The following is a 14540-nucleotide window of genomic DNA, read 5'->3' on the forward strand; positions in this document are numbered from 1 at the left end:
GAGAGATGATCAATCGCAGCATTCTCTTCGGTGCCCTGGCGGCGGCGCTCCTCTTCGGAGCCCCCGTCAAGGCCGCGGAAGGTGGCCATGACGACCGGCCGCATCGTGAATCCTGGTCGTTCGCCGGCCCGTTCGGCGGATACGATCAAGGCCAGCTCCAGCGCGGCTTCAAGGTGTACCGCGAAGTGTGCGCCTCGTGCCACTCGGCCAACTTCATCTCGTTCCGCAACCTCGCGCAGGAGGGTGGACCCGGCTACACCGAGGCCCAGGCCAAGGCGGTGGCGAGCGCCTATCAGGTCACTGATGGCCCCAACGACCAGGGCGAGATGTTCCAGCGTCCCGGCCGCCTGTCCGACCATTGGCCCGCGCCGTTCCCGAACGATCAGGCGGCCCGCGTCGCCAATGGCGGCGCGCTGCCGCCGGACTTTTCGGTTCTGGCCAAGGCCCGCTCCTACCATGTGGGCTTCCCCGGCTTCATCACCGACGCCTTCATCCAGTATCAGGAGCACGGGGTGGACTATATCCACGCGCTGCTGAACGGATACGTCGAGCCGCCGGCGGGCACGAAGGTCCAGCCCGGGCTGCATTACAACCAGTATTTCCCCGGCCATCAGATCGCGATGCCCAAGCCGCTGAGCGACGGACAGGTGGAATACACCGACGGCGCGCCGCAGACCGTGGAACAGTATTCCCGCGATGTCTCGGCCTTCATGATGTGGATGGCCGAGCCCCATCTTGATGCACGCAAGCGCATCGGCTTTCAGGTCTTCATCTTCCTGATCATCCTGTCCGGCCTGCTCTACTTCACGAAGAAGAAGGTCTGGAAGAACGTGTCGCACTGAGCGAACGCGGTCATATGTTTCGAGACACAAATGCCCGGGCTTGCCCGGGCATTTTCGTTTTCGGGGCTTCCTGCAGCGGGCTATAGACGGCGCAAGGCCGCACGAACAAACCAGTCCCTGCACGCCCCCCGACGCAGCCCCTGGCGGTGTCGCTTTCTGGATGCTAGGCGGACGATAGCCTCTCTCACGGATCGGTACCCATGCCTTCTTATCCAGATACCGATCTCGCAGCCGCGATCCGCACCATCGCGGACTATCCCAAGCCGGGCATCCAGTTTCGGGACATCACCACCCTGCTCGGCAACGCACGGGCATTTCGGCGGGCGATCGACGAATTGGTGCAGCCCTGGGCGGGCGCCAAGATCGACAAGGTCGCGGGCATAGAGGCGCGCGGCTTCATTGTCGGCGGCGCCGTGGCACACCAGCTTTCCGCCGGCTTCGTCCCGATCCGCAAGAAAGGCAAGCTCCCTCACCAGACGGTGCGCATGGCCTACGCCCTGGAATATGGCGAGGACGAAATGGAGATGCATGTGGACGCCATCGCGCCGGGCGAGCGGGTGATCCTTGTGGACGACCTGATCGCCACCGGCGGTACGGCAGAGGGTGCGGTGAAGCTGCTGCGCAACATCGGCGCCAAGGTGGAGGCTGCCTGCTTCATCATCGACCTGCCGGATCTCGGCGGGGCCGACAAGTTGCGCGCCATGGACGTGCCGGTGCGCACGCTGATCGCCTTCAAGGGCGACTGAAAGCCCAGCCGCCCTCACTCCTAGGGAGGGCCGAAGCCCTCTCACTCACATGTTCGGATAATTCGGCCCGCCGCCGCCCTCCGGGGCGGTCCAGACGATGTTCTGGTTCGGGTCCTTGATATCGCACGTCTTGCAGTGGACGCAGTTCTGCGCGTTGATCTGGAAGCGCGGGCCGGTGGCCTCCTCGACCCATTCATAAACCCCGGCCGGGCAATAGCGGTTCGAGAGCCCGGCATAGACATCGTGCTCGGAGGTCTTCTGTAGCGCCATGTCCTTCACCTTGAGGTGGATCGGCTGATCCTCCTCGTGATTGGTGTTGGAAATGAACACCGACGACAATTTGTCGAAGGTCAGAACCCCGTCAGGCTTGGGATAGACGATGGGCTTGAAGCCGGCGGCGGGCTTCAGGCTGGCGGCGTCGGTCTTACCGTGCTTCAGCGTGCCGAACAGCGAGAAGCCGAACGTGTTGGTCCACATGTCCAGCGCGCCGAGGCCGATGCCGATGAAGGTGCCGAACCGGGACCACAGGGGCTTCACGTTGCGCACCTTCTTGAGGTCCGCGCCGATGGCGGAGGACCGCCACATCGCCTCATAGGCGGTCACTTCGTCCTGCGCGCGGCCCTCGGCGAGAACAGGTGCCAGCTGCTCGGCGGCAAGGATGCCGGAGAGCACCGCATTGTGGCTACCTTTGATGCGCGGCACGTTCACGAAGCCGGCGCCGCAGCCCACCAGCAGGCCGCCGGGGAAGGTGAGCTTCGGCACGCTCTGCCAGCCGCCCTCGGTGATGGCGCGCGCGCCGTAGGACAGGCGCTTCGCCCCATCGAACGTGTCGCGGAAGATCGGGTGGGTCTTGAACCGCTGGAACTCGTCGAACGGCGAGAGATAGGGGTTCTGGTAGTTCAGGTGGACCACGAAGCCCACCATCACCTGGCAGTCCTCCATGTGGTAGAGGAACGCCCCGCCGCCGGTCTTGTGGCCGAGCGGCCAGCCGAAGGCGTGCTGGACCAGGCCGGGATGGTGATGCTCCGGCTTGACCTTCCACAGCTCCTTGAGACCGATGCCGTACTTGCCCGGCTCGCGCCCGGCATCGAGCGCATATTTGGCAATGAGCTGCTTGGTGAGATGGCCGCGCGCGCCCTCGGCAAACACGGTGTAGCGCCCGCGCAGCTCCATGCCGCGCGTGAACTCGCCCTTCGGCACGCCTTCGCGCCCCACGCCCATGTCGCCGGTGGCGATGCCCTTCACCGCGCCGTTCTCGTCGTACAGGATTTCGGACGCGGCGAAGCCCGGATAGATCTCGACGCCGACCGCCTCGGCCTTGGTGGCAAGCCAGCGGCACACATTGCCCAGCGAGCCGATATAATTGCCGTGGTTGTTCATCAGCGGCGGCATCAGGATGTTCGGCAGCCGTACCCCGCCGGCCGGTCCGAGCAGATAGAACTGATCGTCATCGACCTGGGTTACCAGCGGGGCGTCGGCCTCTTCGCGCCAGCCGGGAATCAGGATGTCGAGGCCGGAGGGGTCGATCACGGCGCCCGAAAGAATATGGGCGCCGACCTCGGAGCCCTTCTCCACCACCACGACGGAGATATCTTCCCCGCGCTCCTCGGCCAGCTGCTTCAGGCGGATGGCTGTGGCGAGGCCGGCGGGTCCGGCTCCCACCACCACCACGTCATAATCCATGCCTTCGCGTTCCGGCAGTTCGGCGTCGGTCATTCCATCGTCCCTAGGCATTATTCGTCCTTGGAGTTTTTCCACGCTTGGGCCGTCCTGACAATTCGATTGCTGCACATGCACTGAACCTTGTGCGTGTGCGCCATCGCTGCGGGCGCCGAGTTGCTCTATGATCGAAGTCGGGCGCCACGGCTAATCATGACTTTTCCAATTCCACATCTCCGCGACATACTGGCCTTCCAACTGGAAGCCGGGGTGGACGTTGCCTTGGGCGATGCGCCGGTGAATCGCTTCGTCGCCGGCCAGGCCCGCGATGCGCGTCCCGCCGAGGCGCAAACCGAGCGTCCATCCTCACCCGCGCCGTCCCCGCGCCCGGTTCCGCCGCGTCCCGTGCCGGCGCCCGCCCGTGTCGCGGGGCCTATTATGGCCGCGCAGCCGCCGGACGAGGCGGTGATGGCGGCACGCGAGGCCGCGCGCGCGGCGGCAAGCCTTGAGGAATTGCGTTCCCTGCTGGATGCGTTCGACGGCTGCCCGCTGAAGCGCACCGCCACCCGGCTGGTGTTCGCCGACGGCAACCCGAAATCCCGCGTGATGTTCGTGGGCGAGGCGCCGGGGCGGGACGAGGATGCACAGGGGCTACCCTTCGTCGGCCGCTCGGGCCGGCTGCTGGATTTGATGATGGGCTCAATCGGCCTGGACCGAACCAGCGCCTATATCGCCAACGTCATCCCCTGGCGTCCGCCGGGAAATCGCACGCCGACACCACAGGAAACCGCCATCTGCCTGCCGTTCATCCGCCGGCAGATCGAGCTGGCGGACCCGGACATTTTGGTCTGCCTGGGTGGCCCTTCGGCGCAAACGCTCCTTGCCACCACGGAAGGCATCACCAAGACCCGCGGGCGTTTCGTTTCCTATGACACGGGAACGCGTACCATCCGCGCATTGCCGACCTTCCATCCCGCCTATCTCTTGCGCACGCCGCTGGGTAAGCGGCTGGTATGGCGCGATCTGCTGGAGGTCGAGGCGGCGCTGGCGATCAAGTGAGGGCAGTCATCCTTCGCCACCGTTCATCGGCTCGCTGACGAGCGAGGAGTTGCGGTAGCGCGGGTCGTCTGTGACCTCCTCGCCGGCCCAGGGAGGCATGGCCACCTGCTCCTCGGCATGGGCGAGTTCGACCTCGGCGACGATCAGGCCCGCGTTGGCGGCCTCGAACACATCCACTGTCCAAGTCTTCCCGCCGTAGGGCACGTCGTACCTGACCTTCTCGATCAGCGGCTTGAGGCAATGGTCGCGCAGCAGCACGTCCGCATCCTCGACCGGAATTTCATACTCGAATTCCGCCCGGCTGAGGCCCGCCGTCGAGCCTTTCACGGTGATGAAGGCACGGGCGCCGGCGCGCCGCACCCGCACCGTGGAGGTCTTGGATATGGAGAGATAGCCCTGGCTGAAACGCTGGCCCCGCGCGCCTTCGCGCCAGGCATCGGAACTCACGAGAAACTTCCGTTCGATCTCAACCGGCATGCATTCGCCCGACTGCCACGCAGGAGCACCGGCCCTCGCGTCAAAGGAATGGTAGAGGCAGCACGGGACAGCGCCAAGTCTGATGCCGGGCCGGGAAGACCTCGGCATGGGGCTATTTGCCGCGTGATGCAGGAGGGGCCGGTGGACTCCGGCAACCGGAACGGGTGCCCTTGCGGAAGTGCCCGGATACGCCCGGGCATGACGGTCAGTCAGAGGGGGAACAACTTCGCTCGCCATTTGCGACCGCCCTGCCCGGGACGGGGAGGGCGGTCTCACTCAAGCCACGTCGTGGGCGGCCATCATTTCGAGGGCCTTCACCATGGCGGAGTGATCCAGTTTCGCCCCGCCATTGGCCGAGACGGAATTGAACAATTCCTGCGCCATAGCCGTGTTTGGCAGCGAGATGCCGAGCGCGCGCGCCGACGACAGCGCGAGGTTCAGATCCTTCTGGTGCAGCTCGATGCGGAAACCGGGATCGAACGTGCGCTTGATCATGCGCTCGCCGTGCACTTCGAGGATACGCGAGGTGGCAAGGCCGCCCATGAGCGCCTGGCGAACTTTGGCGGGGTCCGCCCCGGCCTTGGATGCGAACACCAGACCTTCCGCCACGGCCTCTATTGTGAGGGCGACGATGATCTGGTTGGCAACCTTGGTGACCTGTCCCGAGCCGACATCGCCCACCAGGGTGATGTTCTTGCCAAGCTTCTCGAACAGCGGCTTCACCGTCTCGAAGGCGGCATCAGTGCCGCCGACCATGATGGTGAGGGAGGCCGCCTTCGCGCCCAACTCGCCGCCGGAGACCGGCGCATCGAGATAGTCGCAGCCGAGTTCGGCGATCTTCGCGGCGAACTCCTTGGTCGCGACCGGCGAGATGGAACTCATGTCCACCACGGTCTTGCCTGCGGTCAGGCCCTCGGCCACGCCATCCGTGCCGAACAGCACCTTCTCCACATCGGGCGTATCAGGGACCATGGTGATGATGATGTCCGCGCGCCGCGCCACTTCGGCGGCCGAGCCGGCATCGATCGCGCCCTTGTCGAGCAGGTCCTGTGCCGGCTTGGAGCGGTTGTGGACGAACACGGTGTGGCCCGCGTCGATGAGATGGCCCGCCATGGGACGGCCCATGATGCCGAGGCCGATGAAACCGACGTTCATTGTCTATCTCCCCAATATGAGCGGCGCGTTCGCGCGCTTGATGTGTTCTTGCGGTTGAACCCTCGCCCGCAAGGTGACCGTTTCGTTATGCGCTGTCGGCCCCCTCTCCCGCTTGCGGGGGAGGGCTGGGGAGGGGGCTAGGAGCTTCGACGGAAGCTTCACCCCTGACCATGTCTCACCAATTCCCCCTCCCTGACCCTCCCCCGCAAGCGGGAGAGGGAACAACGGCGGGAGAGGCGCACGCCTCAGTATGCCTTGAGCCAGCCCAGGCCCTCGTCCGTGGTCGTCTTGGGCTTGTATTCGCAGCCCACCCAGCCGATATAGCCGGCCTCGTCGATGGCGTTGAGCACGAAGGGATAGTTGATCTCGCCAGTCCCCGGCTCGCCGCGCCCCGGATTGTCCGCGAGCTGGATATGCTTGATGCGCGGCAGCAGCGCCCGGATGGTGGGGGTGAGGTCCCCCTCCATGATCTGCATATGGTAGATGTCGTATTGCAGGAAGATGTCGTCGGCGCCGACCTCGTCGAACAGCGCCATGGACTGCTTGGTGCCGGTGAGGTGGAAGCCGGGCATGTCGCGGGTGTTGATCGCCTCTGCGACGAACGGGATGCCGGCCTTCTTCAATTCGGCGGCGGCGAACTTCAGGTTTTTCACCAGCGTCTCGTGGACCCTCTCAGCGGGCACGCCCTGCGGGGTGAGTCCACACAGAACGTTGATGGTCTGCGTGCCCAGCGCCTTGGCGTATTCGATGGCCTTGCCGACGCTGTCCTGGAACTCGCCGACCCGGTCGGGAAGCACCGCGATGCCGCGCTCGCCCTTGGCCCAGTCGCCGGCCGGGAGGTTGTGGAGCGCCTGCTCAAGGCCGTTCTTCGCCAGCTTTTCCGCCAGTTGATCGGCGGGGTAGGCATAGGGAAAGAGATATTCCACGCCGGTGAAGCCGGCATTGGCCGCCTTGTCGAACCGATCGAGAAAGTCGATCTCGTTCCAGAGCATGGTCAGATTGGCTGCGAACTTGGGCATTCACCTCTCCGCTGGCTGAGCCTTTTGAATTTTTTGGGGGAAGGACCGGTGGGACCGGCCCGGTCGTGACGAACCCCGGCTTGTGCCGGAGGGTAATGCAATCCGTTAGAAAAAGGAGGCACGAATTCCTGCTTTTCGCCCCGCCCCCGTTGAGGGGGAGGGGCGCGGTGGCGGGTATATCTCGATTTGATCCGGCGGGTGTGATCCAGGCGGGACCATAACCCCACGCCAGCCCTCCCTCGCAAGCGGAGAGGGAATAACGCAACGGTCCCGCTAGAGGAGAGGGACGGACGCTACTCCGCCGGTTCAACCTGCCGAACTTTCACCGCCGGCAGGTCGAGGATTTCCTCGAACTCGTTGATCTTGTCGATCTCCACGCCCATGGCGATATTGGTCACCCGCTCCAGGATGAACTCGATCACCACCGGCACCTGATGTTCCCTCATCAGGGCTTCGGCGCTGGCGAAAGCGTCCTTGAACTCGTTGGGCGTGCGCACCCGGATCGCCTTGCAGCCGAGCCCTTCCGCCACCGCCACATGGTCGACCCCGTAGCCGCCGGCCTCCTCGGAATTGATGTTGTCGAAGGCCAGCGACACCTCGAAATCCATCTCGAAGCCGCGCTGCGCCTGCCGGATCAGCCCGAGGTAGGAATTGTTCACGACAACATGGAGATAGGCCAGCTTGTGCTGGGCGCCCACCGCCAGTTCCTCGATCATGAACTGGAAATCATAGTCGCCCGAAAGGGCGACGATCTTCGCCTCCGGCCGCGCCGCGCGCACACCGAGCGCCGCCGGCAGGGTCCAGCCGAGCGGTCCGGCCTGTCCGCAATTGATCCAGTTGCGCGGCTCGTAGACGTTCAGGAACTGTGCGCCCGCGATCTGCGAAAGGCCGATGGTGGTGACATAGGTCACGTCGCGGCCGAGCGCCTCGTTCATCTCCTCATAGACCCGCTGGGGCTTGAGGGGCACGTTGTCGAAATGCGACTTGCGCAGCATGGTCTGCTTGCGGGCGAGGCATTCGTCCGCCCAGGCCGAGACATCCGGCAGCTTGCCGGCGGCCTTCCATTCGTGGGCGATCTCGACGAACAGTTCGAGCGCCGCGTGGGCGTCGGAGACGAGACCGAAGTCGGGCCCGAACACCCGGCCGATCTGGGTCGGTTCGATGTCGACGTGGACGAATTTGCGGCCCTTGGTGTAGACCTCCACCGAGCCGGTGTGGCGGTTGGCCCACCGGTTGCCGATGCCCAGCACGAAATCGGACGCCAGCATGTTCGCATTGCCATAGCGATGCGAGGTCTGGAGCCCGCACATGCCGGCCATCAGCGGATGATCGTCGGGGATGACACCCCAGCCCATCAGGGTCGGAATGACAGGCACGCCGGTGATTTCCGCGAACGCCACCAGCAGGTCTGCGGCATCGGCATTGATGATGCCGCCGCCGGCGACGATCAGCGGGCGTTCGCTGGCGAGCAGGAAGGACAGGGCCTTCTCTGCCTGTGCGCGGGTCGCCTTGGGCTTGTAGACCGGCAGGGGGGCGTAGGTGTCCTCATCGAACTCGATCTCGGCCATTTGCACGTCGATCGGCAGGTCGATGAGCACCGGGCCGGGACGCCCCGACTTCATGACGTGGAATGCCTGCTGGAACACCATCGGCACAAGCGCGGGCTCGCGCACGGTGACGGCCCATTTGGTGACGGGCTTGGCAATGGATTCGATGTCCACCGCCTGGAAATCCTCCTTGTAGAGGCGGGAACGCGGCGCTTGGCCGGTGATGCACAGGATCGGGATCGAATCCGCCTGGGCGGAATACAGGCCGGTGATCATGTCGGTGCCGGCGGGGCCGGAGGTGCCGATGCAGACCCCGAGGTTACCGGCAACCGCGCGGGTGTAGCCCTCGGCCATGTGCGAGGCGCCTTCCACATGGCGCGCCAAGACGTGGCGGATGGAGCCGCGCGCCTTCAGCGCGGAATAAAGCGGATTGATCGCCGCGCCAGGAACACCGAAGGCGCAGGTGATGCCTTCCTTTTCAAGAACCCGGACAGCAGCATCGACAGCACGCATGCGAGCCATGACAACCTCCCCTCTATTAGACTTTAGAAGAGGATGCGCTGAAGCCTCATTTGCTTCTATGGGAAGAATTGGAAGTACATTGATGCCTTTTTGGAAATAATCAAAAGGCGCGTTCCGGCGCTTGAAACGATGCTTGCCCCCTCTCCCGCTGGCTGGGGAGGGGGCAGGAGCCTCTACGGACGCTTCGCCCCCAACCATGCCTCACGCATTCCCCCTCCCTAATCCTCCCCTGCAAGCGGCAGAGGGGATAAAGACGATGGGAAATGGGTCTAATATGTTGTAATTAAAAGTAAATTACAGGGGCTCAGACGACCTCGACGCGGTTCCGGCCAAGCTGCTTGGCCTTGTAGAGCGCCACATCCGCCTGGGCGATGGGGCGGTCCACGGGGATTGCCACGCCCTCCGGCTGGAACACATGCACGCCGGCGCTGACGGTCAGCGGCCAACGCAAATCCTTGGAGGTGGCGACCCGCGTGCGCACCCGCTCGGCCACGCTAAAGGCATCCTTCTCCCCGGTCTGGGGCAACAGCAGCATGAACTCCTCGCCGCCGAAGCGGCCCACGGTGTCGCCCCCCCGCGCGGCGCCCTTGAGGCAATGGGCTACCTGTTTCAGCGCCACATCGCCCTGAAGATGGCCGTGGCGGTCGTTGTAATCCTTGAAGTGATCCACATCGACCATGACGAAGGCGAGGGGCGTTCCGGCCTTCACCGCATTCGCCATCTCCTCATCGAGCCGCTGGCGCAGCGCGCGCCGGTTCAGCATTCCGGTCAGAGGATCAAGTGCGGCCAATTGGATGAGCTTACGGTTGGCGTCTTCCAATTCACGCCGCCGCAGGTCCAGTTCGCTCATCAGGGCGCGGCGCGGGTTGATGTCCTGGATCTGGGAGACGAAGCAGCGCGGGGTGCCGTCGTCGTGGCGCGCCAGCGCGACATCAAGCTGGGCCCAGACGATTTCGCCATTGGGCCGCACATATCGCTTTTCCATCTCGTAATCTGTGGTGTCACCGGCCAACAGGGCTTGCATCTGGTCGAGGTCGGCGTCGAGATCTGGGGGGTAGGTGATCGACTGGAAATCCCGCTTCAGCAAATCGGCCTCTGTGAAGCCGAAAAGCCGTCCGGCCGCCGCGTTCACCTTCAAGAACCGTCCATCCAGGCCTACAAGGGACATGCCAATGGGCGCATTGGCGAAGGCGGTCCCGAACAGGACATTGGCGTCTCGGCTTTTCTGTTCAGCACTGAGGCGACGCGCCTCCAACTCACGCCTGCCGATGGCCTGGCCGAGCATGTCCGCCAGGAGTTCGAGATAGATACGGCCCTGGGACGTGAAGGGCTCCGGACGAGGATCCGGATCCAACAGGCTGATGACGCCGAAGGTGGTGCCGGCGACCCGGATCGGGGCCGCCGCATAGGTTTCAAAATGCCCCTCGTGATAGAGGGGGTGGGCGCTAAGCTGCGGATCGCGCCCGATGTCGTGGCAAAACAGGCTCGCCTGGGTGTTCATCGCCTCAGCTGCGAACAGGTTTGCGATCGGCCGTGTATCGCCCTCCCGGTATGGAAACTGAGCCTCCGCCTGGATCTTCGCGAACGTGTAGACGCCTGCATCCAGCGTGCCGATGACGCCGATCTTCAGGCCGAACACCTCGCGCGCGGCCCCGAGATAGGCATCGTAAAGCTGCTCAAGGCCGACATCGCTGAGAGTGAGCAAATGTTTCAGCGACTGAAGCGCCTGCGCCCAGTCACCCTTTTCAACGGCCGTTGAGCCGCCGGGGACCCGCTTCATGGTTTCCGCTCGCTCAATTGTATACACTCGACATATGTTAGGATAACAGAGCCGCTCGCGTTAGACGACGGCGATAACTGTACTTAACGTTCCGCTTAAGTCCGTTGAGGTGCGCGTGTGAATCTCAGCTGCCATCTCTTCACACCTGATGCACTGTGCTTTCGCACCGAGGCGCCGCCACGGCGTTTTTCGGCACTCTGCCCATTCCCCAACGTCGCTGCCAGCGGCGCGCGGTGGGGTTGTCGTCCCACGCCATTGCTCCGCTGGAGAAGGCCTTGGAAGGTTGCGGGTTCAGGTGTAAGCGGCTGCAACTTCGGATCGTGCGGTTCCCCACGGGGCAGCAAGGCGTCATTGTAGGGACGATTCGTTATCTGCCGCTGGGATGCGTGGGCCGAGAGTTCGCCGATCCCTGAGACATTGCCATGATCGACATTGCCACCCGCGTCTATAATCACACCTGGAAGATCGACCCGATCGTCCGCTCGGTGCTCGACACCGATTTCTACAAATTGCTCATGGGCCAGATGATTTTCCGGCGCCACCGGGATGTCGAGGTCACGTTTGGAATTCACAACCGCACCAGCCACATCAGGCTCGCCGATATCATCGACGTGGGCGCGCTGCGCGAGCAACTCGACCATGTGCGCTCGCTTTCGCTGACACGCGGTGAATCCACCTGGCTGCGCGGCAACATGTTCTACGGCAAGCGCCAGATGTTCTCGCCGGACTATATCGCCTGGCTCGAGCAGTTCCGCTTCCCCGCCTATCATCTGGAGAAGCGCGAGGGGCAGTACGAGCTGATTTTTGAGGGACCGTGGGTCGAAACCACCATGTGGGAAATCCCCGCTCTGGCCATCCTCAACGAACTGCGTTCGCGTGCGGTGCTGAAGGGGTTGGGAAAGTTCGAGCTTCAAATCCTCTATGCCCGCGCCATGACGCGGGTGTGGGAGAAGATCGCGTTCCTCAAGACCCTTGGCCCGGTGAACCTCGCCGACTTCGGTACGCGCCGCCGCCACGGTTTCCTCTGGCAGGATTGGTGCGTGCAGGCGTTGATCGAGGGGCTGGGCGAAACCTTCCTCGGCACCTCCAACTGCCTCATCGCCATGCGGCACGAAGTGGAGGCGGCAGGCACAAACGCCCACGAATTGCCGATGGTCTACACCGCCCTGGCGCGGACCGACGAGGAATTGGTCCAGGCGCCCTATGAGGTGCTGGCGGACTGGCAGGAAGAATACGACGGCAATCTCAGGATCATGCTGCCGGACACATACGGCACCACCGGCTTCCTCGCCGATGCGCCCGACTGGCTGGCGGGTTGGACCGGCATCCGCATCGACAGCAAGGACCCGCTGGAAGGCGGGGAAGAAGCGATCGCCTGGTGGCGCTCGCGCGGCCAGGACCCGGCCGAAAAGCTCGCCATCTTTTCCGATGGGCTGGATGCGGAGGAGGTGGCGCGCATCACCGCCCGCTTCTCCGGGCGCATGCGCCTCGGCTTTGGCTGGGGCACCCTCCTGACCAACGATTTCAGGGGCCTTGCGCCGGCTGGGGCGCTCGACCCGGTTTCCATCGTCTGCAAGGTGATTTCCGCAGATGGGCACCCGACGGTGAAGTTGTCCGACAATCCCACCAAGGCGATGGGGCCGCCGGAAGAGATCGAGCGTTACAAGCGGCTGTTCAAGGTCGGCCCCCAACAGGCGCGCCCCGCAATCGTGTGATCGTTCGACGGTCTGTAATCGCCAAGCTTCAGAGTTATCGATCTTGAGCTTTGCCGTTTTTCGCATCTTTGCGGGTGTGCGCTTTGCTCAATTCATCGGCGTGTTTATACTTTTTGCACATGATTATCATTTGTGCACATTTGCCTTAATTCAGAGGAACGGCAATCCGGGGACGACGTTTGTCTTGCGAGGGGGCGCTATCTTTTGCCCAATGCAGGAGGAATGAATGGCCCAGAATTGGCGCAACGATGAATATAGCCGCAACGACCGCGAGCAGGATGCCAGGTCTGATCGGCCTGAGGACCGCGCTTATCGCAGTGGTTCCGACACTTATGGGAATGACTCGTCTTCCGGCCATGGCCGAGACGGTGGCTATCGAAACGAATACGGCCGTGGCGGCGACCCGTCCGCCGCATCACGCAACCAGCCCCGTGAGCAGGGACCGCGCGGCGACTTCAGTTCATTCGATGCCCGCTCGTCTTGGTCGGGCGCGGACGAGGGCGACTATCGCCATCGTAGCTCGCCCTATCGCGATTATGGCCGTGGCCCCTACGAGGATTACGGAACGGATCCGGAGCGCGGTTCGAGCGCCGGCTATCCCACGTCGGGCTCGGGATATGGCCGCACCGCTGAGCGCGGCTATGACTTTTCGGGCCATGGTGATTATGGACGCGGCGGCAACAATCGCGATTTCGCACGCGGTAATGGCCAGCGCCCGCGTGGCCGACCTGATTGGGGACGCCAGGAATGGGGCCTCAGCGGCCCACAGCAGTCCGGAGGTCATTACGACCGCGAGGAACGCGGCTTCTGGGACCGTGCGTCCGACGAAGTCTCGTCGTGGTTCGGTGATGAGGAGGCCGAGCGTCGCCGTCATCAGGACCAGCATCGCGGCCGTGGTCCCAAGAACTACAACCGCTCCGACGACCGCGTGCGGGAAGACGTGAGCGATCGCCTCTCCGACGACGGTCAGGTGGATGCTTCCGAAGTCGAGGTCAGCGTGTCCAAGGGCGAGGTGACACTTGCCGGCACCGTGTCCGACCGGCTCCAGCGCCGCCGCGCCGAGGATATCGCGGAGCGCGTCTCGGGCGTTCATCATGTGCAGAACAATCTGCGCGTCCATGGCACCGGCGCAACACCGGGGACGCAAACCGGCATCACCGCTGGTCAGTCCAGCACCATCTCAAGCAAGAATACCTGACCTCAAGCAGATATGAGAGAGGTTGGGGGCGTCCTTCGGGGCGCCCCTTCTTTTTGCCGGCACGAGATTTGCTAACCTCAAAGATAATTGAGGCGAGGGGAGTCGCGATGTCCGAGAATGTAGTCAGCCTGAGAGGCAGCTTCCAGGTGGAGGCGGCAGAGCCAAATCAAACCGTCGTGGCGGAGTTGGAGCGCCTGCTGGAAGCCGCGCGCGCCGGAGAACTGGTCGGCTTGGCGGGAACCTACCTGCACAAGGACAAGAGCGTCGCTTATTCCTATGCGGGCGGCGTCGCTGGCTATGGAATGATCGGCGGGCTGGAATGCCTGAAGGCGCGGCTGACGCGGCTGTCACTCGATCAGGTCTGAGCGGCCGGTTCTCCAAGTTCGCGGGGTCCGCGTCGGCGCAGCGGCTGGGCGGCCACCGAGAGCAGCGCGCGGTAGCGGCGTTTTGCGTCGCTGACCGTTCCGCTGTCGCCGATGGCGGCCTCCTGGAGTTCCGCCAGTGCAAACGGGCTCGGCTCCGCCGGCAGGACCACCACTTCGGGGATGCAATTGGCGAGGTTGACGACGTCTCGGCCAGTCAGCATCGAGAGCGCGTTGGTGATGAGCCCGCACTGATACGCGCGCCGATCCGCGGTGAGGTGCTCCCAGGGCTCGATCAACGGGTATCGCTGCCGCGCTGCCGCGTGCGCGCCCATTGCCATGCGCTCCACCATGTCCGCCGCAATCATCTCGTCCCCACGCAGGCTCTCGTGACGGCATGATGAGGCGTTTCCCTTTCCCAACCCTTGCCAGATCGCAGGCTTGTGGAAATTGTGGTGA

General features: G+C 63.9%; 13 protein-coding genes. 6 read left to right on the forward strand and 7 right to left on the reverse strand.

Going from position 1 to position 14540, the window contains the following annotated elements:
• The first annotated feature begins 5 nt into the window (after positions 1-5).
• Positions 6-842, forward strand: a complete 837-nt coding sequence (locus ADADO0_RS09650; protein ID WP_511304918.1) for a cytochrome c1 — start codon at positions 6-8, stop codon at positions 840-842.
• 200 nt (positions 843-1042) lie between these two features.
• Positions 1043-1588, forward strand: coding sequence for an adenine phosphoribosyltransferase (locus tag ADADO0_RS09655; RefSeq protein WP_511304919.1), 546 nt, complete (start codon positions 1043-1045; stop codon positions 1586-1588).
• A 45-nt stretch (positions 1589-1633) separates the two neighbouring features.
• On the opposite strand, the gene ADADO0_RS09660 is transcribed toward ADADO0_RS09655, so the two are convergent.
• Entirely contained in the window at positions 1634-3304 is a 1671-nt protein-coding gene (locus ADADO0_RS09660; RefSeq protein WP_511304920.1) for an electron transfer flavoprotein-ubiquinone oxidoreductase, read from the reverse strand.
• Between the two features lie 153 nt (positions 3305-3457).
• Here ADADO0_RS09660 and ADADO0_RS09665 point away from each other — a divergent pair, with 153 nt between their 5' ends.
• Positions 3458-4306 carry a uracil-DNA glycosylase gene (locus ADADO0_RS09665; protein ID WP_511305083.1) on the forward strand — a complete coding sequence of 283 codons (849 nt, stop codon included), beginning with the start codon at positions 3458-3460 and terminating at the stop codon, positions 4304-4306.
• A 6-nt stretch (positions 4307-4312) separates the two neighbouring features.
• Here ADADO0_RS09665 and ADADO0_RS09670 read toward each other — a convergent pair whose 3' ends face one another.
• The 5 genes from ADADO0_RS09670 to ADADO0_RS09690 all read right to left on the reverse strand — a co-directional run bounded on the left by ADADO0_RS09670 (position 4313) and on the right by ADADO0_RS09690 (position 10806).
• A complete protein-coding gene (locus ADADO0_RS09670) occupies positions 4313-4783 on the reverse strand; it encodes a CYTH domain-containing protein (protein WP_511304921.1) in 471 nt (156 codons plus the stop codon).
• Between the two features lie 276 nt (positions 4784-5059).
• Positions 5060-5938: a 2-hydroxy-3-oxopropionate reductase gene (locus ADADO0_RS09675; protein WP_511304922.1), complete on the reverse strand. Its 879-nt coding sequence runs from the start codon at positions 5936-5938 to the stop codon at positions 5060-5062.
• A gap of 245 nt (positions 5939-6183) precedes the next feature.
• Entirely contained in the window at positions 6184-6957 is a 774-nt protein-coding gene (hyi, locus tag ADADO0_RS09680; RefSeq protein ID WP_511304923.1) for a hydroxypyruvate isomerase, read from the reverse strand.
• Positions 6958-7250: 293 nt separating this feature from the next.
• Positions 7251-9026 (reverse strand): glyoxylate carboligase, encoded by a 1776-nt coding sequence (gcl, locus tag ADADO0_RS09685; protein ID WP_511304924.1) that lies wholly within the window; start codon positions 9024-9026, stop codon positions 7251-7253.
• A gap of 304 nt (positions 9027-9330) precedes the next feature.
• The gene (locus ADADO0_RS09690) at positions 9331-10806 is read right to left on the reverse strand and encodes a sensor domain-containing diguanylate cyclase (protein ID WP_511304925.1); all 1476 of its coding nucleotides are present in this window, start codon (positions 10804-10806) and stop codon (positions 9331-9333) included.
• 422 nt (positions 10807-11228) lie between these two features.
• On the opposite strand from ADADO0_RS09690, the gene pncB reads away from it, so the two are divergent.
• The 3 genes from pncB (at position 11229) to ADADO0_RS09705 (ending at position 14084) form a co-directional block, all read left to right on the forward strand.
• Positions 11229-12521 carry a nicotinate phosphoribosyltransferase gene (gene pncB, locus ADADO0_RS09695; RefSeq protein ID WP_511304926.1) on the forward strand — a complete coding sequence of 431 codons (1293 nt, stop codon included), beginning with the start codon at positions 11229-11231 and terminating at the stop codon, positions 12519-12521.
• Between the two features lie 226 nt (positions 12522-12747).
• Positions 12748-13719, forward strand: coding sequence for a BON domain-containing protein (locus tag ADADO0_RS09700; protein ID WP_511304927.1), 972 nt, complete (start codon positions 12748-12750; stop codon positions 13717-13719).
• A 107-nt stretch (positions 13720-13826) separates the two neighbouring features.
• Positions 13827-14084: a hypothetical protein gene (locus ADADO0_RS09705; RefSeq protein WP_511304928.1), complete on the forward strand. Its 258-nt coding sequence runs from the start codon at positions 13827-13829 to the stop codon at positions 14082-14084.
• Here the strand turns inward: ADADO0_RS09705 and ADADO0_RS09710 are convergent.
• Positions 14075-14449: a hypothetical protein gene (locus ADADO0_RS09710; RefSeq protein WP_511304929.1), complete on the reverse strand. Its 375-nt coding sequence runs from the start codon at positions 14447-14449 to the stop codon at positions 14075-14077. The two genes, ADADO0_RS09705 and ADADO0_RS09710, sit on opposite strands and share 10 nt — an antisense overlap.
• Positions 14450-14540: the final 91 nt, after the last annotated feature.

The organism is Aquabacter sp. (genome assembly GCF_965279295.1).
Taxonomy (GTDB): Bacteria; Pseudomonadota; Alphaproteobacteria; order Rhizobiales; family Xanthobacteraceae; genus Aquabacter.

Coding starts and splice junctions, on each gene's coding strand:
- ADADO0_RS09705 (WP_511304928.1), top strand. CDS start 13,827: ATGTCCGAGAATGTAGTCAGCCTGAGAGGCAGCTTCCAGGTGGAGGCG.
- gcl (WP_511304924.1), bottom strand. CDS start 9,026: ATGGCTCGCATGCGTGCTGTCGATGCTGCTGTCCGGGTTCTTGAAAAG.
- ADADO0_RS09670 (WP_511304921.1), bottom strand. CDS start 4,783: ATGCCGGTTGAGATCGAACGGAAGTTTCTCGTGAGTTCCGATGCCTGG.
- ADADO0_RS09660 (WP_511304920.1), bottom strand. CDS start 3,304: ATGACCGACGCCGAACTGCCGGAACGCGAAGGCATGGATTATGACGTG.
- pncB (WP_511304926.1), top strand. CDS start 11,229: ATGATCGACATTGCCACCCGCGTCTATAATCACACCTGGAAGATCGAC.
- ADADO0_RS09675 (WP_511304922.1), bottom strand. CDS start 5,938: ATGAACGTCGGTTTCATCGGCCTCGGCATCATGGGCCGTCCCATGGCG.
- ADADO0_RS09655 (WP_511304919.1), top strand. CDS start 1,043: ATGCCTTCTTATCCAGATACCGATCTCGCAGCCGCGATCCGCACCATC.
- ADADO0_RS09700 (WP_511304927.1), top strand. CDS start 12,748: ATGGCCCAGAATTGGCGCAACGATGAATATAGCCGCAACGACCGCGAG.
- hyi (WP_511304923.1), bottom strand. CDS start 6,957: ATGCCCAAGTTCGCAGCCAATCTGACCATGCTCTGGAACGAGATCGAC.
- ADADO0_RS09710 (WP_511304929.1), bottom strand. CDS start 14,449: ATGATTGCGGCGGACATGGTGGAGCGCATGGCAATGGGCGCGCACGCG.
- ADADO0_RS09690 (WP_511304925.1), bottom strand. CDS start 10,806: ATGAAGCGGGTCCCCGGCGGCTCAACGGCCGTTGAAAAGGGTGACTGG.
- ADADO0_RS09650 (WP_511304918.1), top strand. CDS start 6: ATGATCAATCGCAGCATTCTCTTCGGTGCCCTGGCGGCGGCGCTCCTC.